The organism is Cupriavidus sp. MPR-AND1C, from assembly GCF_058809705.1.
Genome location: NZ_JBXASU010000060.1, coordinates 1 through 23,482, shown reverse-complemented (window position 1 = coordinate 23,482; position 23,482 = coordinate 1). Strand labels below are relative to the sequence as shown.

Annotated in this window: 17 protein-coding genes and 1 riboswitch; of the genes, 10 read left to right on the top strand and 7 right to left on the bottom strand. The window is 66.0% G+C overall.

What is annotated here, in order from left to right; genetic code table 11:
* Nucleotides 1-39: 39 nt before the first annotated feature.
* Both AC1RWI_RS26255 and AC1RWI_RS26250 read left to right on the top strand, forming a co-directional pair.
* Complete coding sequence (locus AC1RWI_RS26255; protein ID WP_043354220.1) at nt 40-726, top strand: hydrolase; 687 nt, start codon at nt 40-42, stop codon at nt 724-726.
* A 98-nt stretch (nt 727-824) separates the two neighbouring features.
* Nucleotides 825-921, top strand: a riboswitch (glycine riboswitch).
* A 168-nt stretch (nt 922-1,089) separates the two neighbouring features.
* Complete coding sequence (locus AC1RWI_RS26250; RefSeq protein WP_043354222.1) at nt 1,090-2,358, top strand: D-amino acid dehydrogenase; 1,269 nt, start codon at nt 1,090-1,092, stop codon at nt 2,356-2,358.
* 17 nt (nt 2,359-2,375) lie between these two features.
* Here the strand turns inward: AC1RWI_RS26250 and AC1RWI_RS26245 are convergent, their stop codons facing one another.
* Nucleotides 2,376-4,802, bottom strand: a complete 2,427-nt coding sequence (locus tag AC1RWI_RS26245; RefSeq protein ID WP_082055294.1) for a DUF3772 domain-containing protein — start codon at nt 4,800-4,802, stop codon at nt 2,376-2,378.
* Between the two features lie 436 nt (nt 4,803-5,238).
* Between AC1RWI_RS26245 and AC1RWI_RS26240 the strand changes: the two genes are divergently transcribed.
* The gene (locus AC1RWI_RS26240; RefSeq protein ID WP_043354223.1) at nt 5,239-6,156 is read left to right on the top strand and encodes a helix-turn-helix domain-containing protein; all 918 of its coding nucleotides are present in this window, start codon (nt 5,239-5,241) and stop codon (nt 6,154-6,156) included.
* Nucleotides 6,157-6,343: 187 nt separating this feature from the next.
* Complete coding sequence (locus AC1RWI_RS26235) at nt 6,344-7,975, top strand: MFS transporter (protein ID WP_043354225.1); 1,632 nt, start codon at nt 6,344-6,346, stop codon at nt 7,973-7,975.
* A gap of 16 nt (nt 7,976-7,991) precedes the next feature.
* Here the strand turns inward: AC1RWI_RS26235 and AC1RWI_RS26230 are convergent, their stop codons facing one another.
* Together AC1RWI_RS26230 and AC1RWI_RS26225 are read right to left on the bottom strand one after the other, a co-directional pair.
* On the bottom strand, nt 7,992-9,194 hold the full coding sequence (locus tag AC1RWI_RS26230; protein ID WP_492869753.1) for an MFS transporter: 1,203 nt from the start codon (nt 9,192-9,194) through the stop codon (nt 7,992-7,994).
* A gap of 5 nt (nt 9,195-9,199) precedes the next feature.
* The gene (locus AC1RWI_RS26225; RefSeq protein WP_492869752.1) at nt 9,200-9,583 is read right to left on the bottom strand and encodes a response regulator transcription factor; all 384 of its coding nucleotides are present in this window, start codon (nt 9,581-9,583) and stop codon (nt 9,200-9,202) included.
* A gap of 374 nt (nt 9,584-9,957) precedes the next feature.
* Between AC1RWI_RS26225 and AC1RWI_RS26220 the strand changes: the two genes are divergently transcribed.
* The 5 genes from AC1RWI_RS26220 (at nt 9,958) to AC1RWI_RS26200 (ending at nt 17,714) form a co-directional block, all read left to right on the top strand.
* Nucleotides 9,958-14,271, top strand: coding sequence for an ATP-binding protein (locus tag AC1RWI_RS26220; protein WP_492869751.1), 4,314 nt, complete (start codon nt 9,958-9,960; stop codon nt 14,269-14,271).
* 305 nt (nt 14,272-14,576) lie between these two features.
* The gene (locus tag AC1RWI_RS26215) at nt 14,577-15,236 is read left to right on the top strand and encodes a response regulator transcription factor (protein WP_043354230.1); all 660 of its coding nucleotides are present in this window, start codon (nt 14,577-14,579) and stop codon (nt 15,234-15,236) included.
* 124 nt (nt 15,237-15,360) lie between these two features.
* The gene (locus AC1RWI_RS26210; RefSeq protein ID WP_043357934.1) at nt 15,361-16,518 is read left to right on the top strand and encodes an acyl-CoA dehydrogenase family protein; all 1,158 of its coding nucleotides are present in this window, start codon (nt 15,361-15,363) and stop codon (nt 16,516-16,518) included.
* A gap of 94 nt (nt 16,519-16,612) precedes the next feature.
* Nucleotides 16,613-16,852, top strand: coding sequence for a DUF2789 domain-containing protein (locus AC1RWI_RS26205; RefSeq protein WP_492869750.1), 240 nt, complete (start codon nt 16,613-16,615; stop codon nt 16,850-16,852).
* A gap of 220 nt (nt 16,853-17,072) precedes the next feature.
* Nucleotides 17,073-17,714, top strand: a complete 642-nt coding sequence (locus tag AC1RWI_RS26200) for a hypothetical protein (RefSeq protein WP_492869749.1) — start codon at nt 17,073-17,075, stop codon at nt 17,712-17,714.
* Nucleotides 17,715-17,804: 90 nt separating this feature from the next.
* Here AC1RWI_RS26200 and cyoD read toward each other — a convergent pair whose 3' ends face one another.
* The 4 genes from cyoD to cyoA form a co-directional block, all read right to left on the bottom strand.
* Nucleotides 17,805-18,179, bottom strand: a complete 375-nt coding sequence (gene cyoD, locus AC1RWI_RS26195; RefSeq protein ID WP_043354233.1) for a cytochrome o ubiquinol oxidase subunit IV — start codon at nt 18,177-18,179, stop codon at nt 17,805-17,807.
* Nucleotides 18,176-18,778 carry a cytochrome o ubiquinol oxidase subunit III gene (cyoC, locus tag AC1RWI_RS26190; protein WP_492869747.1) on the bottom strand — a complete coding sequence of 201 codons (603 nt, stop codon included), beginning with the start codon at nt 18,776-18,778 and terminating at the stop codon, nt 18,176-18,178. The genes cyoD and cyoC overlap by 4 nt, the downstream gene beginning before the upstream one ends.
* A gap of 3 nt (nt 18,779-18,781) precedes the next feature.
* Nucleotides 18,782-20,758: a cytochrome o ubiquinol oxidase subunit I gene (gene cyoB, locus AC1RWI_RS26185; protein ID WP_174425386.1), complete on the bottom strand. Its 1,977-nt coding sequence runs from the start codon at nt 20,756-20,758 to the stop codon at nt 18,782-18,784.
* 80 nt (nt 20,759-20,838) lie between these two features.
* Complete coding sequence (cyoA, locus tag AC1RWI_RS26180; protein ID WP_492869745.1) at nt 20,839-21,756, bottom strand: ubiquinol oxidase subunit II; 918 nt, start codon at nt 21,754-21,756, stop codon at nt 20,839-20,841.
* A 306-nt stretch (nt 21,757-22,062) separates the two neighbouring features.
* Here cyoA and AC1RWI_RS26175 point away from each other — a divergent pair, with 306 nt between their 5' ends.
* Complete coding sequence (locus AC1RWI_RS26175; protein WP_043354236.1) at nt 22,063-23,466, top strand: aminotransferase-like domain-containing protein; 1,404 nt, start codon at nt 22,063-22,065, stop codon at nt 23,464-23,466.
* The last annotated feature ends 16 nt before the right edge of the window (nt 23,467-23,482 follow it).

The window sequence follows — 23,482 nt, the reverse complement described above, 5'->3', positions numbered from 1 at the left end:
AGATAGCCAGATAGCCAAACAGCCAAAGAGAGAGAAATCATGACCAACGCCAAGCTCGAAGTCCTGACCCCGCAAAACAGCCAGCTGATTTTCATCGACCACCAGCCGCAGATGGCCTTCGGCGTGCAGTCGATGGACCGCCAGGCGATGAAGAACAACGCGGTGGGTTTGGCCAAGGCAGCCAGGATCTTCAATATCCCCACCACCATCACCACGGTGGAGAGCGAGTCTTTCTCCGGCTATACCTACCCCGAGCTGCTTGACGTATTCCCCGGCCAGCAGACGCTGGAGCGCACCTCGATGAACTCGTGGGACGACCAGAAGGTGCGCGACGCGCTGGCCGCTAACGGCCGCAAGAAGATCATCGTGGCCGGCCTGTGGACCGAGGTCTGCAACACCACCTTCGCGCTGTCCGCGATGCACGACAGCGACTACGAGATCTACATGGTGGCCGACGCCTCCGGCGGCACCAGCAAGGAAGCGCACGACTACGCCATGCAGCGCATGGTGCAGGCCGGCGTGGTGCCGGTAACCTGGCAGCAGGTGCTGCTCGAATGGCAGCGTGACTGGGCGCGCCGCGACAGCTATGACGCCGTGATGAAGCTGGTCAAGGAACACTCGGGCGCCTACGGCATGGGCGTGGACTATGCCTACACCATGGTGCACAAGGCCGCGCAGCGCACCGCCACGCCGCACGAGTCGATCGCCCCGGTTCCGGCCCGCTGAGATTCGCGCGCTGAACCCGCAGGAAACTTCCCCAGGCAGTCAGACTAGTGCTACAGTTCCAAGCCATGCCGCCTGGTACTGCCGGGCGGCATCATGCAAAGTTGATATCGGGAGAGACTGCCTGGCCAAGCGCCGGGCGGCGCCGAAGGAGCAACCGCCCCGGAAACTCTCAGGCAAAAGGACCGGTATCACGTTTGAACTCTGAAGAACCCCGGCGCTCGTCAGCCGGCGGTACCGAAGGAGCAAGCGATCCCCGCCACCCCCAAAGTGGCGTATCGTGAATCTCTCAGGTCAAGGACAGAGGGGGCGTCTTTTGCGCATGCCGCGCAAGAGGCCCCCATCCGACGTCCTGGAACCATAGAGATGAAGACAATCGCCGTTATCGGTGGTGGCATCACCGGCGTGACCACTGCCTACGCGCTCGCCAAGCGCGGTTTCTCGGTCACCCTGCTCGAAAAACACCGCTATGCCGCCATGGAAACCTCGTTCGCCAACGGCGGCCAGCTTTCCGCTTCCAACGCTGAAGTCTGGACCCACTGGTCCACCATCCTCAAGGGCATCAAGTGGATGCTCAAGAGCGATGCGCCGCTGCTGGTCAACCCGCGCCCCAGCTGGCACAAGCTGTCCTGGTTCGCCGAGTTCATCGCCGCCATTCCCCACTACCGCAAGAACACCATCGAGACCACGCGCCTGGCGATTGCCGCGCGTGACCACCTGTTCTCCTGGGCGGCGGCCGAAGGCATCGATTTCGACCTGAAGAAGGAAGGCATCCTCCATATCTATCGCGACAAGGCGGGCTTCGAGCACGCCGGCAGGGTGTCGAAGCTGCTGGCCGAGGGCGGTCTTGCGCGCCACGCCGTCACGCCGGAAGAAATGCGCGCCATCGAGCCGACCCTGGCCGGGCAGTACTACGGTGGTTATTTCACCCAGAGCGACTCCACCGGCGACATCCACAAGTTCACCAGCGGCATGGCCGCGGCCATCGACCGCCTGGGCGTGCGTTGCCTGTACAACCAGGATGTCCAGTCGGTCAGCACCGATGGCCGGCAGGTCACCATCGTCAGCGGCGACGGCCGGCAGGCCGAATCGCGCGTGTTCGACGGCGTGGTCGTCTGTGCCGGCACTGCCAGCCGGGCGCTGGCGGCCAGCCTTGGCGATCGCGTCAACATCTATCCGGTCAAGGGCTATTCGATCACCGTCAACCTGAACGACGCGCAAAGCCAGGCGGCCGCGCCCGTCGTGAGCCTGCTTGACGACGAGACCAAGCTGGTCACCAGCCGCCTGGGCGTTGACCGCTTCCGCGTGGCGGGCACGGCGGAGTTCAACGGCTATAACCGCGACATCCGCGCCGACCGTATCCGTCCGCTGGTGGAGTGGGTCAACCAGTGCTTCCCCGGTGTCAGCACGCGCAGCGTGGTGCCCTGGGCCGGCCTGCGGCCGATGATGCCTACCATGCTGCCGCGCGTGGGCCGGGGCCGTGCGTCCTGCGTGTTCTACAACACCGGCCACGGCCACCTGGGATGGACGCTGTCGGCGGTCACCGCGGACATGATCGGCGATGTGGTGCAGCAAGCCATGGGCGCCAGGCGTGCGCATGGCGTGCAGGAACCGGTGGCGCTGGTGACCCCGTAAGGGGCCGGCAGGGCGCGTTACGCGCCAAGCGCGGCCATATTCTCCACCCGCAAGGTCTGCGGGACCGACAGCGAGATATCGGCCGCGCGCAGCCGCTTCAGTATCTCGAACAGCAGGTCGCTCTTGGTCGCGGTGGCGATTCGCGGGCTGCCTACGTAGCCCGTCACGCTAAGCGTGATCCCGTTCGGCGCCAGCTGGCTGAACGTGACGGATGGCGCGGGCTTGTCGAGGATCGCCTCATTTTCCCGATAGGAGTCGAGCAGCAGTTCGCGCACCTGTTCAGGATCGATGTTCAACGGGAAGGTGAGCAGCAGCGTGGCGACGCCTTGCGTGCTGTTGCTCATCGTCACGTTGCGCAGGTTCTGCGAGATCAGCTGCGAGTTGGGCACGATCACGGTCGAGCGGTCGCCCAGCAGGATCTCTGTTGCGCGCACGTTGATGCGCTTGATGTCGCCTTCCACGCCGCCGATGCTCACCATGTCGCCGACCTTCACCGGGCGCTCGGTCAGCAGGATGAGCCCAGACACGAAATTCTTGACGATCTCCTGCAGGCCGAAGCCGATGCCCACGGACAGCGCGCTGACGATCCAGGCCAGGTTTTCCCATCTGACGCCCAGCAGCGACAGCGTCAGCAACACGATCAGCACATAGCCGATGTTGCTGAACAGCGTGATGAGCGATGCGCGCAGGCCCGCTTCCATGCAGACCTTCGGCAGGAGTTCCGCGTCCAGCCAGCGCCGCACCGAGCGCAGCAGGCAGGTGCCGACCGAGAGCGCGATGACCGCGTTCAGGATGCGCTCGGGCATGATGTTGAGGCTGCGCAGCCGCTCGCCGCCGAGCATCGTCAGCAGGCTGTTGAGCAGGTCGCTCGGCGTGGTGCCGAAGCCGCCGGTCAGCAGCGCGATGACGGCCACCAGGAGCAACAGGCTGGTGCCGATCCCCGAGAGCACCGTCGACGCCTGCGCGAGATGGCTGTCCCCGAGTCCGAACAACTGCTTGATGACCTTGCCGCTTGGATGGTGCGCGCTGAACACGCTTTCGCAGACGTCGCGGGTCAGTTGCGTCAACAGGTACAGGCTGCACAGGACGATGTCGATCCAGACAAGCTCGTAGGTCAGGAAGCGCGCGAACGTGATGTAGCCGATCAGCAGCGCCATCAGCGAGGCGACGACCGTCACCGTTACGCCAGCGTGGATCAGGCCGGCGAAGGTGGAGCGCGCTTCAGGCCGCTCGCCTGCCGCGGCGAGCTTCGTGCGCACACGGTTGGCGCGCAGCAGCGCCGCGCCGATTGTCAGTACCACCACAAGCGATACCAGGCCGCGGCCTAGCAAGGTCACCTGCAGGCTTGTGTCCGCGGTCCGGTTGAGTTGCTCGAGCGTGCCGGCGATCAGCAGCAGGCCCGCGAGGACACTTGGGAAAGGACGCATCGCCAGCGCGACCTTGTCGGCGAGCGCCGGCACGCGCCATGAGGGATGGTGCGTGCACAGCAATGCCCGTCCCAGGCCCGCGATCAGCGCGCTCGTCAGCGTCAGCTTGCCGAGTTCGCTGATCAGGTCCTGCACCTGAGCTGGCAGTTCGCCCGGCGGGACGAAAGCAAAACACACAACCTGCACCGCGATGGCGGTCGCCGCAACCGTCGCGAGTACCGTGGCAAGCGCGAGCGCGCTGCGCCGCAGCCGGCTCTCGGGCAAGCGCGTCAGGCAGAACCATGCCAGCGCCCGCTCGATCAGCCGTCGGCCGATGGTCCAGACGCCGATCGCAAGCAGCAGAAGCAGGGCGGTGACCGTCTGCCGCCCGGGCTGCCAGGCCATGCCCCACAACGGGGTGACTTGCCCCATGAACGCGCTCAGCCGCTGCTGGTCCTCCTGGCTCGGCGCGAACAACGGCTCCCAGAATGCCGTGCCGAGAATGCTGGCCGACCGCAGCGCGAGCTGGTTCTTCAAGCGGCTGCGCTGCAGCTTGGCGATCTGCTCGCTCAGGTTGGTGACATTGCCCTTGACCTCGGCCGCTTGCTTCAGTCCGCTGTCCAGTTGGGCCTTGCGCGCGTTCAGGTCCGCCCGCTGCTGTGCGACAGCAGCCGCCTCTGGCGTGGTGCCGGCGGCGGGCGGCGGCCCGAGCACGTCGAGCTGTGCCTGCAACTGCGCGCGCTGGGGCGTGAGCGCCGCGCTCAGCTTGTCGACGTCGCTTGCCAACTGGTGGATGGCGTCATCCAGCCCTTCGAGCTGCGTGCCGCTGGTGGGCGACGACGCCAGTTGCTTGATGCGGTCCTGCTCTGTCTGGAGCCGTTTGAGCTCGGCAACGGCATCCGCGCGCGATGGCGGCCGGGTGGCGGGCGCGTCTGCATTCAAGGTGGTGTCGGCGGTTGCGGCCGGGAGCGCGGTGGGGATCAGGTGCAATAGCGCAACCAGCACAAGGCTCAGCACGAGCCTGGGGAGTTTGCTCATGGAAAGAGAAATATCTTTGCTGATCGGCTTGCCGGGCCGGCAATCGCGCAGGTTCGCGTGAATTGCCATGGCTCGTCGGACGGTCGATGGCCGGCGGGCGACGATCAGGATGTTGGGCGGACGCGCGGCGATCGGCATGGGAGCCGATCGGAGCGCCGGGGGAGCGATCTTGCCGGCGCGTGCTCTATAGTCAGTCGGACTACTGGCGATGGCGCGTGATTGGCACGCCGCTTGATACGGGAGAATTGCCTGAAAGAGCCTGAATTATACAGAAGGCATCGCGCCCTTGGTTTTCAGCAGGCAACAGGCGCTTGCGTCACTCGACCTGTGCCATCCAAGGTTTCACGCGGGCTGCCTGCAAGCTCTGCTATTCTTGGTCAGCCGGTGCTGCCACGGCGTGGGTTTTCATGGCGGTGGTTTATTCCCGTCTGAGATCATGCCTGTCAACGCCAAAGCCTCCTTCCCGCACGCAGCTCCTGTATCGATCGACGCATTCGGGTGCGCCGCGGAAAAGCTCTCCAAGGATCAGAAGCTCACCGGCAGCGAGATCCATTTTTTCCGCAAGAGCTCGCCCGGCGAGAAGGCGAGCCAGGTTATCACTTCGGCGTCGCATCGCGGCTTTCTGGTGGGGATTTCGCTGTGCACGGGCCATCGCCGCCGGGTGTTTCATGAGCGCCGCGCGAGCACCCACGAATTTGAAAATAACTCCATCTATATCCGGAATTTCCTTGAAGACTATAAAGCCGATTTTTATGGTTTTTTCGACTTCATCCTGCTGGAGATTTCCCGCACCTTTATCGAGCGCACCAGCGCGGAACTAGGCCGCTCGCGCATCCTGGGGCTGCGCAGCGCGGCGGGAGAGCAAGACCAGGTGCTGGCGCATCTCGCCCAGGCGGCGGCGCCGGCACTGAGCCAGCCCGGGATGGCCAGCAAGCTGTTCGTCGATCAGCTGGGCTTCACGATCGGGACCTATCTCGTCGAGCGCTATGGGAATGGCTCCGTCGCGACGCCCAAGACAAACCGGTTGCTGTCGCAACGCAGCGTGGAGATGGCCAAGGAAATGCTGATCGCCAAGATCGATGGCGATCTGTCCATTGCCGACGTCGCCGACGCCTGCAACCTGTCGCGTAGCCATTTCACCCGTGCCTTTCGGGATACGACTGGCCAGACACCCCATCAGTGGCTGGCGGCCCAGCGCCTGGAGCGCGCCCGCGGGCTCCTGCGCGAAACCGGACTCTGCCTGGCGGAAGTGGCAATGGCTTGCGGCTTCTCCGATCAAAGCCATTTCACCCGCGTGTTCTCGCAAGCGGTCGGCGTCTCTCCCGGCAACTGGCGCCGCAGGGTTCACGCCTGACGCGCCGGGCGCAAGGATGGTGCGCCGATGCCGATGCCGATGCCGATGCCGATGCCGATGCCGATGCCGAGGCACAAGACCATTGTCCCTTGGTATAGGTAGACGGCGCCCGCTGTGCTCCACACAATGCGGCTGTGCCACTGTTGGCATTGCCACCTTCAGTGCCTGAGCAACTTGCGACCAAGCCATGAATGACTCTCAAGCCGGCTCAGCCGGCACGCCCGCCGCGCAGCGCGGCAGCGCCGGTGCAGCCGGCTCGCCGTGGAGCCCGCTGCGGTACAGCACTTTCCGGATGCTGTGGATCGCCACGGTGGCGTCCAATGTGGGTACCTGGATGAACGACGTAGGCGCCAGCTGGCTGATGACGTCGCTCGACCCCGATCCCCTGATGGTCGCCCTGGTGCAGGCTGCGGGCAGCCTGCCGATGTTCCTGTTCGCCCTGCCGTCCGGGGTGCTGGCCGATATCGTCGACCGGCGCAAGTACCTGATCTTCGCGCAGCTTTGGACGCTGGCGGTGGCGACCACGCTGGGCGTGCTTGCGCTCACCGGCCTGGTCAACGCCCATGTGCTGCTGCTGGCTGCATTTTTGCTGAGCACCGGCGCGGCGATGAGCTCGCCGCCGTTCCAGGCCATCGTGCCGGACCTGGTCGACAAGGCGGACTTGCCGCCGGCCATTGCGCTGAACTCCCTGGGGATCAATATCAGCCGTGCGATCGGCCCTGCGCTGGGTGGCTTGATCCTGTCGTTCTCCGGGCCCGCGGTGGTCTTTCTGCTCAACGCGCTGTCGGTGCTGGGCGTGACGCTGGTGCTGTACCGGTGGAAGGCCGAGCCCGCCCGGCGGAACCTGCCGCCCGAGCATTTCCTTTCGGCGGTGCGTGCCGGCCTGCGGTATGTGGAGGCCGCGCCGCTGCTGCGGGTCGTGCTGGTCAGGGCGGTCGCGTTCTTTCTCTTCGGCAGTGCCGGCTGGGCGCTGCTGCCGCTGGTGGCCCGGCGGGAACTGGGCCTCGGCCCGGGCGGATATGGCTTGCTGCTGGCCAGCATCGGCCTGGGCGCCGTCGGCGGCGCGCTTGTGCTCCCCAAGCTGCGCGGCCGGGTCAGCGCCGATCGCATGGTGGTGCTGGCAAGCCTGCTGTTCGCGCTGAGCTTGCTCGCGCTGGCCTATGTGCGGCATTTCTGGCTGCTGGCAGCCGCACTGCTGTTTGCCGGGCTGGCCTGGATCGCGGTACTGTCCACGCTCAATGTGGCCGCCCAGCGCAGCGCCGCGGGCTGGGTCAAGGCACGCGCGCTGGCGGCCTACCTGACCGTGTTCTTCGGCGCCATGACCGCGGGGAGCGCGCTATGGGGCAAGACCGCCGCGCTGCTGGGCATTCCCGCCGCCCTGATGCTAGCGGCAGCCGGGCTGGCCCTGGCTTGCACCGCTGCGCTGCGGTGGCGCCTGGGCATCTCGCCGGAGCTGGACCTGGCGCCTTCAGGCTTTCTGCACCCGGGTGAACTGGACGTGGCCCACGACCGTGGGCCAGTGATGATCTGCGTGGAATACGAGGTCGCGCCCGAGGATGCGGCAGCGTTTGGCAAGGCCGTGCAGGAGATGCGCCGGATTCGCCGCCGCGGCGGTGCGCTGTCCTGGGGGGTCTACGAAGACCTGGCCGCGCCCGGGCGCTTCATCGAGACCTTCCTGGTGGAGTCGTGGCTGGAGCATCTGCGCCAGCACGAGCGCCACACCATGAACGACAAACTGATCCAGACGCGCGTGCATAGCTTTCACCGCGGTGCCGCGCCGCCCGTCGTGCGCCACCTGGCAGCACCCGATGGCAGCTGACCACACCTGCGCCGGATCAGGGCGGGGTGGCGTCCAGGCGCGGCAGCAGTTGCCTGGACAGTTCCAGGATCAGCAGGATCACGAGCGCGCCGCTGATGGCGAACAAGGCCGGGATGCCGGCCGTGTCCACCAGGCGCGCCGCTAGCAGCACGCCAAGGCCCTGGCCGGCGAACAGGCAGAACGCAAACAAGGCGACGGCGTTCGCGCGTTGCGAAGGTGCCATCTGCGTGGCGGCGGTCTGCATCGCATTCAGGACGATGTAGTAGCCACAGCCGGCGCACAGGCAACCCGCGGCAATCCAGAGCCAGTGTTGCCCAAGTGCGATGCAGGCCATCCCCACGCCAAGCAGCGCGGCCGCCAGCCTGGCCAGGCGCCGCCGTCCCACGCTGCGAATCAGCGCCGGCGCGAAGCCGGCGTACAGCAGCCCGCCTATGCCGTGCATCGACGTGATGGCGCCGGCCGCCGCCAGGGACAAGGCAAAGTGGAGCTTGAGATAGGTCGGCACAAAGGCGAACACGCTCGGGCAGAGCAAGCCCAGCAGCAAGGTCATGCACAGTACCCGGCGCACCCATGCGGATTTCAGCAGCGTTGCGGGTCCTGGCCGCGGGCCGGGTGCCCCGCGCCGCCAATCGCCGGCCGTTTCATCGCGGCGTGCCAGGCTGACCAGGATCGCGGCCACGCAGGCGAAGCCGGCGGCCAGCAGCACGAAGGCGGCACGCCAGCCCAGCGCATCGGCGACGAGTCCGGATACCCATTGGCCGGTCATCAGTCCGCAGATGGTGGCCACCGAGTAGCGCGCGAGCAGGCTCTGCCGCGAGACCAGTGGTTCGGTATCGCCGAGGCGCGCCAGGCAGATCGGAATGACGCCAGCCGCCGCCGCGCCGGCGATCGCGCGCAGTACCACCAGCCATGCGAAGCCAGGCGCCAGCGACTGGCTGAAATTGGCAACGGCGCAGGCCAGCAAGGCAGCCGCGATGACACGCAGCTTGCCGTAGCGTTCGGCCAGGGGCCCGTAGATCAGCTGGAATGCGGCATAGGCAAGCATGAAGCTTGTCACCGCCACACCGGTCTTTCCCGCGGAGATCCCGAAGTCCCGTGACAAGGCCGGCAGCAGGGTGTCGGCGGCCCGGATGGAGGCGGCGGCAAAAAAGCCGCTCAGGCCCAGGGCAAGCCGCTCGTGGCGCATGCCGAGTGCCAGGGGCACCGCGATTTCGGGCATCGTCTTCAGTCCCCTGGCTGCGGCCCGGACTTCGCGCTTCGCGCCAGCACGTTCCCGATGCACCGGATGATGTCGGCTTCCATGAACGGCTTGCCGAGAAAGCAGGCAGCGCCGATCGCCTCGGCGCGTTGCCGGTAGCATTCGTCAGGGAAGGCCGTCATGAAGATCACCGGCGTGGAAAACCCGCGTGCGCGAAGGTGTTCGCACAGCGCGAAGCCGTTCATCGCGGGCATCTGCACGTCGGCGACCAGGCAGGAAATGGCATCGATGGTGTTTGACTGCAGCAGATCGTTCCCGCTCGCATAGAGTTCGACGCTCATGCTCAAGGAGCGCAGCAGGCTTCCCAGGGCTTGTCGGACAGCAGCATCGTCGTCGACGATGGCGATCACCGGGGTAGCTATCACACGGTGTTCCTCCTTTTGTCATGAGCGGTGACGAAGCGGTCGGAGGCCCCCATCGCTTGCATCGAGGATATCGTGCTGCCACGTTCTCTGGAATCATACGGTGGTATTGCCGGCCTCGGTCAGGGATTCCCACCGGGCGCGCGGGCAAGAGCGGTCCGGCCGCGCCGTGCGCCCCGTGCCCACGCGCTCTCGGGTCCGGCCAGGCCCGCCCGGGCCAGGCCTGGCGTGGCAGGGGGTAACACCAAAGTATGAGACGGCGACACCGGCGGGCGCATCCTCTGCCGCTGATTGCCCCTGTCGGGCGGAATATACTCCGAGCTTCCGAGCTTTCCGGCTTTCATGATGCAGTCCCAGGTTCGATGAATTCGTTGCGCAACTACAAGCTCGAATATTTGCTGGACGGCGAGATCGCGCTGCTTCGCGGGACTGCCGCCGGATGCCCGCCCGTGCTGCTTTCGCTCGCCGGCCCGGCTGCCAGCGTGGCCGGCGTACAGCGCCGGCGCCTCGAGCACGAATTCACCTTGCGGGACCTGCTGCGATCCGATTGGGCAGTGCTTCCGGTGGCGTTGATCCGCTATGACCGCAGGCCGGCCCTGCTCGCGGTCGACGAGGGCGGCTTGCCGCTGGCCCCGTTGCCTGGCGAGCCGTTTGCGCTGGATGCCTTCCTGGAAATCGCGATCGCCGTGTCCGCCGCGATCGCGGCCATGCACGAATCCGGCATCGTCCACCGCGACATCAAGCCTGCGCATCTCCTGGTCGCACCGAACCGGGAACGGGCCTGGATTACCGGGTTCGGCATCGCCACCGTCGCCTCGTCTGGCACCTTGCCCGGCACCTTGCCCGGCGCGCGACCACCGATGCTGGCGGGAACCCTGGCCTACATGGCACCCGAGCAGGCCGCCAGGGGAGAGTCAGCGGTCGACGCACGGGCGGACCTCTACGCGCTGGGCGTGATCCTGTATCAGATGCTCACGGGTGTCCTGCCGCTCGAAGCCAGCGAGCCGGTAGGCTGGGTGCACAGCCATTTCGCAAGACTGCCGGTGGCGCCGTCCGAGCGCAACGACGCCGTTGCGCCAGTGTTGTCGGCCATGGTGATGCGGTTGCTGGCCAAGGCGCCCGCGGAACGCTACCCCAGCGCGAGCGCGCTTGTCGGCGAACTGCGGCGGTGCCAGCAGGCGTGGCGCAACCACGGCAGCCTGGATGAGGTCGCAAGCGCCCCATTGCCTGACTTGCCGGATAGCCAGGGCGATGCGCCGGGTTTGCTTGCCGAGGGCCTGCAGCGGCTGCCGCCGGAAACAGGCGCCTTGCTGATGGCCCTGTCTTGCCTGGGCAGCACGGTGCCGGCGGCAACCGCGGCTCAGGCGTTGGATGTCAGCGAAGCACGGCTTGGCGGCCTGCTGGCGCAAGCCGTGGCCGGGGGCTACATCGTGGTCGGCGATGCCTGCTATCGCTTCGCCCACGAACGGGTCCAGGAGGCAGCCTATGCCTTGATTCCTGTTGCCGATCGCCCGGCCTTGCACCTGCGGTTTGGCCGCCGGTTGGCGCACGGTGACAATGGTGACGGCGGCGTCTTCTGCGCGGTTGACCAGTTCAACCGCGCAGCCGGCATCCACCTCGATGACGGCGAGCGGCTCCAGGTTGCCCAACTGAGCCTGGAGGCCGCGCTTCGCGCGATGAAGACAACCGCCTACGACACCGCCAGTGCTTGTTTTTCCGCCGGCGAGCGATGGCTGCCAGACGGGGCATGGGAGACCCATCACGCGTTGGCGCTGGCGTTGGCGATGGGCCGCGCCGAGTGCGAATTCGTTGACGGCCGGCTTGGCGCCGCCGCGGCCAGTTTGCTGGACCTGAGCGCCAGGACGCGGACACCCGCCGACCTGGCGGCGGTCACGCGGCTGCAAGTGGCGGTGCATACGGCGCTTGACCAGTCCGACCACGCCGTCAGGCTGGGGCTGGGGTTCGTCCGCACGATGGGCCTGGACTTCCGGCCCGACGCGCCGGGGCAGGTGGAGGAGGAGTACCAGCGCTTGCTTGCGTTGCTGGGCGATCGGCCGGTCGAGTCGCTGGCCAGCTTGCCGCGCATGCATAGCCCGGTGTGGCGCGCCACGCTCAGCGTCCTGGCCGAGGTGATGTCGCCCGCGTCGTTCATGGACCGGAACCTGCGCGACCTGATACCGCTCTGGATGGCGCTCATCAGCCTGGAGCATGGCAACGACGAAGCCTCCTGCATTGCGTACGTTCACCTTGGCATGACGATCGGGCCGCGTTGTGGCGACTACGGGCTGGGTTATCGCCTGGGCCAGGCCGGCCTGGCGCTGGTCGCGCAGGAGGGCATGGGCCGCTTTCGCGCCAAGGTCCATATGTGCTTTGGGGCGTTGCTGCTGCCGTGGACCCAGCCCATCCGCGGCGGGCGCGAACTGATCGAGCGCAGTTTCGAAGAGGGCCGGCAGACGGGGGATTTCAATTTCGCTGCCTATAGCCGCAACCAGCTGGTGACCCATCTGCTCGGTTGCGCGGAGCCGCTGGCCAGCGTGGAGGCGCAGATCGAGACTGGCCTGGCTTTCGCCCGCTCTCTCGGCCTGGGGCGGGTCGTCGATATCCTGAGCGCGCAGGCCAGGTATGTGGCGGTGCTGCGGGGCAGGGCCGCAGGCTGGATGGCGCGGGAGGCCGGCGAGCCGGGGCTGCTGGAAGCCGAGGCAAGACTGCAGGCCGATCCCCGCCTCGCCGTCGCCGCCTGCTGCTACTGGATTCGCAAGCTGCAGGCCTGTTTCGCCGCGGACGACTATCGGGGGGCGCTGGACGCGGCCCGCAAGGCGGAGCCGCTGCTATGGACCGCCCCGTATTTCCTGGAGATCGCGGACTATCATTTTTTCGCGGCGCTCACGTTGGCGCGGGCGCCGGTATTCCCGGGCCACGCACCAGGCCACACATCCGGCCACGTGCCTGGCGGCGCGCACGCGGCGGCGTTCAAACGCCATCACGACCAGCTGAGCGCCTGGGCACGGGAGAATCCCGCCAACTTCGGCGCGCGCGCGGGCATCCTGTCGGCCGAAGCCTCGCGCATGGCGCGAGATCCCTTGCAGGCCATGCGGCAGTACGAGCAGGCGGCCCGACAGGCGCGAGAGCGGGACCTGGTGCATGACGAGGCCCTGGCCTACGATCTGTGCGCGCGCTGCTGTTTCGAACAGGGCCTGGCGGCGCCGGCAATGGCTTACTTGCGCAAGGCCCGCGATGCCTATGGCAGTTGGGGCGCCGAGGGCCTGGTGCGCAAGCTGGAGGCGCGCGCGCGCGCCCATGACGGCACGGATCTGGACACGGGCCGCACGGCCATCGAACGGACCGACGCGGCGGCCCTTCAGCCCGCTACCTATATCGGCCCTGCCTCCCAGCTGGACCTCGACACCGCCATCAGGGCGACGCAGGCGCTGGCCGGCGAGATACAGCTCGACCGCCTGATCAACACGCTGCTGACGACCACCCTTGAGCAGGCGGCCGCACAGAGAGCATTGCTGTTTCTCTGGCAGGACGGTGCACTGCGCCTGGCCGCGCAAGCCCGGACCGAGCAATCCGGCATTGTGGTCGACCTGGACCCGGCCGGCGCCGTGCCCTATCCCCGCGCCATCATCGACGCGGCGCTCACGACCCGCGCGGATTTCGTCCTCGACAATGCCAGGACGCATGCGAAGTTCGGGCAGGATGCGGACGTCCAGGCGCGCAGCGTGCGCTCGGTGGCGTGCCTGGCGCTGGCCAAGCAGGCCGCGCCGATCGGCGTGCTCTACCTGGAGAATAATCTGGCGGATGGGCTGTTTACCGGCCGGAGAATCAACCTGCTGGCCATGCTGGCCTCCCAGGCAGCCATCTCCCTGGAGAATGCCAGGCTCTATGAAGAGTTGCTGCGCCAGAACCAGGAGCGCCAGCGGGCACAAGCCGAACTGGCGCACGTCTCCCGGGTCACCACGCTTGGCGAGCTGGCGGCGTCGATTGCGCACGAGGTCAATCAGCCGCTGACCGGTATCGTCACGTATGGCGGCGCGTGCCTGCGCTGGATCAACCGTCCCGAACCCGATCTCGATGAAGCGCGTCATGCGGTGGAGAACATGATCGCGGAAGGACTGCGCGCAAGCGAGGTGATCCGGCGCATCCGGGCGCTCGCGCGCAAGGGGGAGTCTCGTCGCTTGCCGTTGCAATTGAGCGACCTTGTGGCCGAGACCGTGGCCATGGTCAAGCACCAGGCCGAGGCTCAAGCCATCGTCATTGCCCAGGACTGCGCGGCCGGGCTGCCGCAAGTGCTCGGCGACCGCATCCAGTTGCAGCAGGTGATCATCAACCTGCTCGTCAATGCCATCCAGGCAATGTCATGCCGCCGTCCGGGGCGCCGTCACCTTCGGGTCACCACCGCGGCGCCCGCCGACGGCCAGGTACTGTTGCGGGTGGAGGATACCGGCCCGGGTATCGACGCGGGAAAGCTGGGCAAGCTGTTCGAGGCGTTCTACACCACGCGCGAGCAAGGGCTGGGCATGGGCCTGTCGATCTGCCGATCGATCGTCGAAGCGCATGGTGGCTCCATATGGGCCGAGTCTCCCGTGCGTGCCGAGGCGCAAAGCGGCCAGCATCCGGCAGGCCCCGGCGCGGCCTTCTCCTTTACCCTGCCGGTGCCGCAACCACAGCCGTGACCGCAGGCCTGGGCGGCGCCCTGGCGAGCGTCTATTGAGCGTCTATTGTCTTTTGGCATGGGTCAGCGGGTCCTTGGGCAAGCGCTGCCCTTAAAGTGATCGTTAGTAATCTTCGACTGTGAGGCACGCATTAACAAGCCACAGTAGACAAAAGCCGGCACAAATCGACAATACGCCGGCAGGGCAAAAGCGTAGAGTGCCCATGGGCAAGCCATGCGGCGACACCGCCCCGCACAGCCCGAAACAACGATTGACGTGGTCCGCGTTCGTGCTGGCGCCTTTGAATCTGACTGGAGAAACTGACCGTGACAATTCAAAGTCTGGAGCCTGTCGAGACGATTGACCGGGACGAGGCGTTGGTGCTGGTCGTCGACGACGATGCGTCGCTGCGCGGTGCGCTGGGCACCCTGTTCCGCTCGGTCGGCATGCGTGCCGCGCTGTTCGGCTCGGCCGCGGAATTGCTTGAGTACCGGTTGCCGGAAGCGCCTTGCTGCCTGGTGCTCGATGTCAGGCTGCGCGGCCAGAGTGGACTGGACCTGCAGGCGCACTTGGGGCAATTGGGCATCCGTGTCCCGATCATCTTCATGACGGGCTATGGCGATATTGCCATGACCGTGGCAGCGATGAAGGCTGGCGCGGAAGACTTCATGGCCAAGCCGTTTCGCGATCAGGACCTGCTCGATGCGGTATCGGCGGCACTCGAGAAGGACCGCCGGCGACGCGAAGGAATGCGCAAGGCCCAGGGGCTTCGCTGCAGTTTCGAGACACTGACGCCGCGCGAGTCGGAGGTGATGGGACTGGCCGCATCCGGGCTGATGAACAAGCAGATTGCCGGGCGCATCGGCATCAGCGAGGTGACGGTAAAGATCCACCGCGGGCAGGCCATGCGCAAGATGAAAGCGCGCACGTTTGCCGATCTCGTGCTGATGGCCCAGCAACTTGGCGTGTGCCACGTCGCGTGCTAGCCGCGCAGGGATAGCCACGCCGGCCTATCCACACACCTCGCGCCGGGACACCCGCCTCGCCTACAATGCATTGCGCATGGCTGCAACGGCCAAATCGGAAAACGAAGCAAGGCGAGGCAAGATGATGGACTTCAGTTTGACGCCCGTTCAACGGGAGTTGCAGGCACGCACCCGCCAGTTCATTGCGGAGCAGGTCATGCCCATGGAGCGCGATCCCCGGCAAACGGCGCACGGCCCGACCGAGGATCTGCGCACGGACCTGGTGGACAAGGCAAGGGCGGCGGGCTTGCTGACACCCCACGCCAGCACGCAGGCCGGAGGCCTCGGGCTTTCGCACCGGGACAAGGCCATTGTCTTTGAAGAGGCGGGCTACTCGCCGCTGGGGCCGGTGGCGATGAACATCCACGCGCCGGACGAAGGCAATATCCACCTGATGGAACTGGTTGCCACGCCGGAGCAGAAGGCGCGCTGGCTGCATCCCCTGATCCTCGGGCACACGCGCTCGTGCTTTTGCATGACCGAGCCGGCGCCAGGCGCGGGGGCCGATCCGTCGATGCTGCAGACCACGGCGGTGCGCGATGGGGATCATTTCGTGATCACGGGCAGGAAGTGGTTTATCACGGGCGCCACCGGCGCCACCTTTGCCATCATCATGGCGCGGATGGAAGACGGCACCGCCACCATGTTCCTCGCTGACATGAACCAGGCCGGTGTCGAGATCGAGCGGCAGATGGAGGCGCTCGATACGTGCTTCACGGGTGGGCATGCGGTGGTGCGTTTCGATGGCCTGCGCGTGCCCGAAAGCGATGTGCTCGGCAAGCTTGGCGAAGGATTCCGCTACGCGCAGCTGCGCCTGGCCCCGGCGCGGCTGACGCACTGCATGCGCTGGCTCGGGGCGGCCCGGCGCGCGCATGACATTGCGGCCAGCTATGCGCGCCAGCGCCTTGCGTTTGGCCGGACCCTGGTGGAGCATGAGGGCGTGGGGTTCATGCTGGCCGACAACGAAATGGATATGCACACCGCGCGCCTGACCATCTGGCACTGCGCCTGGGTGCTGGACCAGGGCGAGAAGGGGCGCGACGAGTCCAGCCTGGCCAAGGTGTATTGCTCGGAGGCGTTGTGGCGGGTGGTGGATCGTTCCGTGCAGGTGCTTGGCGGCAGCGGGGTGACGGACGAAACCATTGTTGCGCGCATCTTCCGCGACATGCGCGCCTTCCGGATCTACGATGGCCCCTCGGAGGTGCATCGCTGGAGCATGGCCAAGCGGATTGCGCGGGGCTGAGCCGGTTTCAGCGCGCAGGGCCGCGCAGTGATGCATGTGATTCAGTGATTCAGTGATGCAGTGATGTGTCTTCACCATAGGAGGTACGCACGCCATGGACAATTCCTTCCACCATTTTTCCGAGTTGTTTGCGCAACTCGGCCTGCCCGCCGACGACCGGGCGATCCGTGAATTCCTGGCCGCGCATTCTCCCCTGGCCCCCGATGTCGTGCTTGCGGACGCCCCGTTCTGGACGCCCGCGCAGGCCACGTTGCTGCGGGAGGAAATCCTGGGAGATGCTGACTGGGCGGAAGTGGTTGACCAGTTGAATGCCGCGCTGCGGCTGCCCGGTTAACGCTCCGGAGAAATTCGGCTCCGGAGAAATTCGGCCCCGGCGAAATTCGGCTCTGCTCCGCTCCAAATAGCGTACTTCTGCTCCTGTTCTGCATTGTTGCGGTGCGGCAACATCCCCCGGACGCGCGTCATTGTCGACGCCAGGGGAAATCGCCGCAGCCATGAAGTACCAGTTATTTGTATTGGCCGGATGTCCGGCCTGCACCGCGCTTGAACTGTGCATGCGAGACGCCGGTCTCGCCTATGACCGCATCGTGCTGGCATCGCCGCGCCACGCTGCCGATGTGCTGCTTCTGCTTTCCGATTCCGATCCGCGTTGTCCTGCCCTGAGCATGGGCGAGCAAAGCGCAAGCGGCCTCGCGGCTTGCCTTGCGCTTCTCGGCCAGGCGCATCCCGAAGGCGTCCCGCTTGCACCGCCGGCATTCGCCGCCGCGGGTAAGGAACTGATGGATGGTGTGCTTAGTGGCCGTGTGCTGACGGCCAGGAATGAGCGGGCGTTCCTGCTCGCGCTCGGTGCGTTGCGTGCTGCCGTCCAGGCATGGGGCGGTGCGATGCCGGCGGCGCTGCGCCGCATCGGCCTGTTCGTGCCTTACCTGGACCTGAGCATCGCCGATGGCCTGTCGGGCGGGAAATTCAGGCTTGCTGGTGCGTTCGGCGCTGACGAAAGCGCGCTGGCCTCCATGGCCAATCGCTTGCCAGCCGGGTTTGAAGACGCCTATCTGGACCGCCTCAGAAGGGGCCGGAGCTGGGTCTATTGGGAAGGGGGCGCCAGCCTGCTTGGCGACCGGACCACGCGGTTTCAGAATATCCGCCACTGGCCCGCGGCCAGCCGCACGGCGGCCGCCGGCAGCCTGTTTTTCTGATCTTTCTCAAGCACGCCGCCTGAAGGTGGCGCGGGGCCGGCCCCCGCCGAGGGGGCCGGCCACGCCATGGTGCCCTTGGCGACCGTGGTGCTAGTCGCGCAGACGCGCGCGTTCCGGCGACATATCCATCGGCATCATGTTGACGTTCGCGTTATGCATGACCCACAGCGAGCCTGCCACGATGATGGCGATCAGCGTCCCGGTGCACACGAAGATCGCCGTGTTCATGCGCTGGTCCGCGGACGTCCCGATATGCAGGAAGAACACCAGCTGCACCACCAGCTGCGCAACGCAAAGCAGCACGATGGCGGCAAGGCCCATGCCCTTGGGCACGAACCCGCCCATCACCGCGCCGAACGACGCGAGGGTGAGCACCAGCGACAGCGCAAAGCCGATCGCATAGCCTTTCAGGCTGCCGTGCGCGGCGTGCGCCGCGGATCCTGTGTGGAGATGGGCGGTCTTCATACAAACTCTCGCAGATAGACAAAGGTGAACACGCAGATCCAGATCAGGTCCAGGAAGTGCCAGAACAGGCTGAGGCAGGCCAGGCGGCGCCGGGTCACGCCATCCAGGCCGAAGGACTTGACCTGGTGCATCATGACCAGGATCCACAGCAGGCCGCAACTCACGTGCAGGCCGTGGGTGCCCACCAGGGAGAAGTAGGCAGACAAGAACGCGCTGACGCCCGGCCCCGCGCCGGCATGCAGCAGCTCGGCAAACTCATACAGCTCCATGGCGATGAAGGCCGCGCCAAGCAGGAACGTGATGCCCAGCCACTGGATGACCTGGCGCTCCCGCCCGGGCTGCATGTTCAGCATGGCCACGCCGAAGGTGAAGCTGCTGATCAGCAGCAGCATGGTTTCGCCGAGCACGAACGGCAGCTCGAACAGCTCCCGGCCGCTGGGGCCTCCCGCTGTATTGCTGGCGAGCACGCCGAAGGTGGCGAACAGCACGGCGAAGATCAGGCAGTCGCTCATCAGGTAGATCCAGAACCCCAGCGTGGTCTTGGATCCGTCGTCGTGCGCGACATGCTCGTGCGTATTGTGAATGACTGTGTAGCTCATGGGTCAAGCCGCCTTGCGTAGCTGCGCATAGCGCGCGTTTTCGATGCGTTCGACTTCGGCCGCCGGGACGTAGTAGTCCACGTCGCGGTTGTAGGTCCGTGCGATGAAGGTGCCGATCACGCCCAGCAGGCCAAGGCCCGCGATTGCCCACATGTGCCAGACGAGCGCGAAGCAGAGCACCAGGCCAAACGCCGACACGATCACGCCCGCGCTGGTGTTCCTGGGCATATGGATGTCCTCGTAGTGGGCTGGCCGCACGTAGGCGCGCCCCGCCTCCTTGTCATCCCAGTGTTGTTCCAGCGAGGTGATGTGCGGCACATGGGCGAAGTTGTAGAAGGGGGCCGGTGATGCGGTGGCCCACTCCAGGCTGCGCCCATCCCACGGGTCGCCGGTGAGGTCGGGATTTTGCTTGCGGTCGCGCACGCTCACGGCCAGCTGGATGAGCAGGGCGACGATGCCGGCGCCGATGATCACGGCGCCGCACAGCGCCACGATCAGGTAGGGCTGCCAGTCGGCGTGCGTGTAGTGGTTCATCCGGCGGGTCATGCCCTTGAAGCCGAGCACGTAGAGCGGCATGAAGGCCAGGTAGAAGCCCACCAGCCAGCACCAGAACGAGATCTTGCCCCAGCGCTCGTTCAGGGTGAAGCCGAACACCTTGGGGAACCAGAAGCTCATGGCGGCCAGGCAGCCGAAGATGACGCCGCCAATGATCACGTTGTGGAAGTGCGCGACCAGGAACAGGCTGTTATGCAGCAAGAAGTCGGCGCCGGGCACGGCCAGCAGCACGCCGGTCATGCCACCGATGGCAAAGGTCACCATGAAGCCGATCGTCCACAGCGTGGACGAGTGGTAGCGGATGCGGCCGCGATACATCGTGAACAGCCAGTTGAACAGCTTCACGCCCGTCGGGATCGAGATGATGGTCGTCATGATCCCGAAGAAGGCATTGACGTTCGCCCCGGAGCCCATCGTGAAGAAGTGGTGCAGCCAGACGAAGAACGACAGGATCCCGATGGACGAGGTGGCGTACACCATCGACTTGTAGCCGAACAGCGGCTTGCCGGAGAACGTGGAGATGATCTCCGAGAAGGCGCCGAAGCACGGCAGGATGAGGATGTAGACCTCCGGGTGGCCCCAGACCCAGATCAGGTTGACGTACATCATGGCGTTGCCGCCAAGCTCATTGGTAAAGAAGTGCATGCCCAGGTAGCGGTCGGCGGTGAGCAGCGCGAGCGTGGCGGTCAGCACCGGGAACACGGCAACGATCAGGATGTTGGTGATCAGCGCGGTCCAGGTGAACACCGGCATCTTCATCAGCGTCAGGCCCGGGGCACGCATGCGCAGGATGGTGACGATGAAGTTGATCCCGGTGAGCGTGGTTCCCAGGCCCGATATCTGTAGTGACCATATGTAGTAGTCCACCCCCACCGTCGGGCTGTATCCCAGCTCGGACAACGGTGGATAGGCGACCCAGCCCGTGGCGGCAAAGTCGCCGACGAACATCGACATCATCACCAGCACCGCGCCCGCTGCCGCCAGCCAGAAGCTGAGCGAGTTGACGAACGGATAGGCCACGTCGCGCGCGCCGATCTGCAGCGGCACGATGACGTTCATCAAGCCGAGGATGAACGGCGTCGCCACGAAGAAGATCATGATCACGCCGTGGGCGGTGAAGATCTGGTCGTAGTGGTGTGGAGGCAGGTAGCCAGCCGCATCGCCGACAGCGATCGCCTGCTGCGCGCGCATCATGATGGCGTCGGCAAAGCCGCGCAGCAGCATGACCAGCGCCATGATGATGTACATCACGCCGATGCGCTTGTGGTCGACCGAGCAGATCCACTCGGTCCACAGGTACTTCCATTTGCCGAAGTAGGTGACGGCGCCGAGCAGCGCGACGCCGCCCAGAATGACGGCGGCCAGCGTACCCATGATGATGGGCTCATGGTACGGAATCGCCTCGAGGTTCAGTTTGCCGAACATGGATCAGTGCTCCGTGGCCGCGGCGCGGTGGCGTTGCGTGTGTTGCATGCAGTGCATGTGTTTCGGATTCATTGGCTTCATCAGTTGGCCGCCAGCGGGGGGCTTTGGGCTGTGCATACGTCGCCAAGCGCATTGCCAAGCGCGTTGCCAAGCGCGCTTCCACGCGCATCGCCACGCGCATCGCCACGCATGTTGGCGCGCATATCGCTATGCATGTACTTGTTGACGATGTTCTGGAACAGGCCGGGCGCAACGCCCGCGTAGACCGTCGCCGGCTCCTTGGTGCTCGGCAGCTCCAGCGTCTTGTAGGCCTTCTCGTCCAGCGTCAGCGGCGACTGCCTGGCCTGCCGTACCCACGCGTCGAACGCCTCGCGCGAGGTGGCCACGGTGTCGAAATGCATGTCGGAGAAGCCCGGGCCGCTGTAGGCCGCGGACATGCCCGCGTAGGTGCCAGGCGTGTCGGCGATCAGGTGCAGCTTGGTCTGCATGCCGGCCATGGCATAGACCATGCTGCCGAGCTGCGGGATGAACAGGGAGTTCATCATCGATTCCGCGGTGATGCTGAAATTGATCGGCGTATCGACCGGGATCGGCAGCCGGTTGACCGAGGCGATGCCGTAGTCCGGGTAGATGAACAGCCATTTCCAGTTCAGCGCCACGGCTTCGACGCGGATGGGCTTGACGGTCGACTCCAGCGGCTTGTAGGGGTCCAGCGAATGCGTGGTGTTCCAGATCAGCACCGCCAGGCCGGCCACGATCACGCACGGGATGGTCCAGATGACCACCTCGATCCGCGTGGAGTGCGCCCATTTGGGCGCATACGTTGCCTTGGTGTTGGAGGCGCGATAGCGCCAGCCGAAATACAGCGTCAGGAAAATGACGGGCACGACGACCAGCAGCATGATGAACAGCGAGACCAGGATCAGCGTCTTTTCCTGGTGCCCGATGTCGCCCTTCGGGGATAGCAGCTCCAGCTGGCAGCCACTGAGAAGGAGCATCGCTGCTCCACCGAGAAATAGCCCCGCATGGCGGAGCCCTCCCTTGCAAGCATTCAGCCAAGCGCTGGATTCTCGCCGGACAGCAGCGTCTGCCCCGGCAAATGAGTTACGCATAAGACACACCTTAGTTATGCATCACATAACCGGCGCGCGCGTCGGGACTGCCTGCCACGGCACGCTGGAAACCATCGCGAGAGAGGGGATTCCGCCGGACTGGCGGGAAACGCATACAAAGCGTTAAATGTATGGATTTGTGTGATGCTGCGGCGCATGATAATGTAAGACAAAGGCCATACATAAAGCAAAATGCATCCCAGTAAATCCATACAAGATGACGACGACGGTCCGGGCTGGGCCGCCGCCTTCGTGCGCGGCGAGGGCGCGCGCTACCGGCAGATCGTTGGCTTCATCGAGCGCGCGGTCGGGGACGGGCGCCTGAACCCCGGCGACCGCCTGCCGCCGCAGCGCGAGCTGGCCAGGCAGCTCGGGGTGGATCTCACCACGGTGACGCGCGCGTTCACCGAGGCCAAGCGGCGCAACCTGATCGAGGCGCGCGGGGCGCTGGGCACCTTCGTCGCCCCGCCCAAGGTCGAACTGGCGCAGATGGTTGACCTGAGCATGAACGTGCCGCCGCCGCCCGCCGGCGTGGACTTCCATGACTTGCTGCAGCGCGGCCTGTCGCAGGTGCTGCTGCGCACCGATGCGCACCTGCTCATGACCTACCAGCTTGGTGGCGGCAGCAGGGCGGACCGGGCCGCCGGCGCCATGTGGCTGAAGCCGGTGCTGGAGTCGGTCAGCCCGCAGCAGCTGATTGCCTGCCCCGGCGCCCAGGCCGCGCTGGCGGCGCTGATCCTCACGCTCACGCAGCCCGGCGACGCCATCCTCGCGGAGCCGCTGACCTATCCCGGCCTGCGCGCTGCGGCCGAGCAGCTCGGGCGCCGCGTGGTCACGGTGGCCACCGATGACGACGGCATGCGGCCCGATGCGCTGGAGCAAGCATTGCGCGAGCATGGCGCGCGCGCGATCTACCTCAACCCGACCATCCAGAACCCGACCACGCGGACCATGCCCGCGCACCGGCGCCGCGATGTCGCGCTGGCCGCGCAGCAGTGCGGCGCATGGATCATCGAGGACGATCCCTACTGGCTGCTCGGCAGCGACGCACCGCCGCCCGTGGCCCACTTCGCGCCGAGCCAGGTCTACTACGTTGCCACGCTGTCGAAATGCCTGAGCCCGGGGCTGCGCACCGCCTATATCCGCCTGCCCGAAGCGCGCAGCCGGGCGGGCGTGCTGGCCGCGCTGCGCTCGTTCGCGTTGATGTCCACGCCGCTGTCGACAGCCCTGGCCACGCAGTGGATCCACGAAGGCTCCGCCGCGCAGCTGCTGGCCGGGATCCGCACGGAAGCCTTCGCGCGGCGCGAGCTCGCACGGCAGTTGCTGTTCAGCGCGGACCAGGCTCCACCCAGCGGCATACACGTCTGGCACACCTTGCCGAGCTACTGGACTTCGCTGGCGCTGACGCAGGCCGCGCGTGCGCAGGATCTGCGTGTTACCGCTTCCGATGCGTTCCATGCCGGCCCCACGCCGCCCAATGCGATCCGCATCTCGCTGGGCGGCGTCGAGACGCGCGCCCATCTTGCTGCCGCGTTGAAGAAGCTGGCTGAGTTGTTGGTGCGAAGGCCGCAGATGTCGCGGGAGATTGTGGTTTAGGGGCGGGGCGTTGGGG

Bases quoted from the DNA above. Each gene is read 5' to 3' on its own strand.
- AC1RWI_RS26230 (WP_492869753.1), bottom strand. From the start codon at position 9,194: ATGCCCGAAATCGCGGTGCCCCTGGCACTCGGCATGCGCCACGAGCGG.
- AC1RWI_RS26220 (WP_492869751.1), top strand. From the start codon at position 9,958: ATGAATTCGTTGCGCAACTACAAGCTCGAATATTTGCTGGACGGCGAG.
- AC1RWI_RS26240 (WP_043354223.1), top strand. From the start codon at position 5,239: ATGCCTGTCAACGCCAAAGCCTCCTTCCCGCACGCAGCTCCTGTATCG.
- cyoC (WP_492869747.1), bottom strand. From the start codon at position 18,778: ATGAGCTACACAGTCATTCACAATACGCACGAGCATGTCGCGCACGAC.
- AC1RWI_RS26210 (WP_043357934.1), top strand. From the start codon at position 15,361: ATGGACTTCAGTTTGACGCCCGTTCAACGGGAGTTGCAGGCACGCACC.
- AC1RWI_RS26235 (WP_043354225.1), top strand. From the start codon at position 6,344: ATGAATGACTCTCAAGCCGGCTCAGCCGGCACGCCCGCCGCGCAGCGC.
- AC1RWI_RS26205 (WP_492869750.1), top strand. From the start codon at position 16,613: ATGGACAATTCCTTCCACCATTTTTCCGAGTTGTTTGCGCAACTCGGC.
- AC1RWI_RS26245 (WP_082055294.1), bottom strand. From the start codon at position 4,802: ATGAGCAAACTCCCCAGGCTCGTGCTGAGCCTTGTGCTGGTTGCGCTA.
- AC1RWI_RS26250 (WP_043354222.1), top strand. From the start codon at position 1,090: ATGAAGACAATCGCCGTTATCGGTGGTGGCATCACCGGCGTGACCACT.
- AC1RWI_RS26175 (WP_043354236.1), top strand. From the start codon at position 22,063: ATGCATCCCAGTAAATCCATACAAGATGACGACGACGGTCCGGGCTGG.
- AC1RWI_RS26200 (WP_492869749.1), top strand. From the start codon at position 17,073: ATGCGAGACGCCGGTCTCGCCTATGACCGCATCGTGCTGGCATCGCCG.
- AC1RWI_RS26255 (WP_043354220.1), top strand. From the start codon at position 40: ATGACCAACGCCAAGCTCGAAGTCCTGACCCCGCAAAACAGCCAGCTG.
- cyoA (WP_492869745.1), bottom strand. From the start codon at position 21,756: ATGCTCCTTCTCAGTGGCTGCCAGCTGGAGCTGCTATCCCCGAAGGGC.
- cyoB (WP_174425386.1), bottom strand. From the start codon at position 20,758: ATGTTCGGCAAACTGAACCTCGAGGCGATTCCGTACCATGAGCCCATC.
- cyoD (WP_043354233.1), bottom strand. From the start codon at position 18,179: ATGAAGACCGCCCATCTCCACACAGGATCCGCGGCGCACGCCGCGCAC.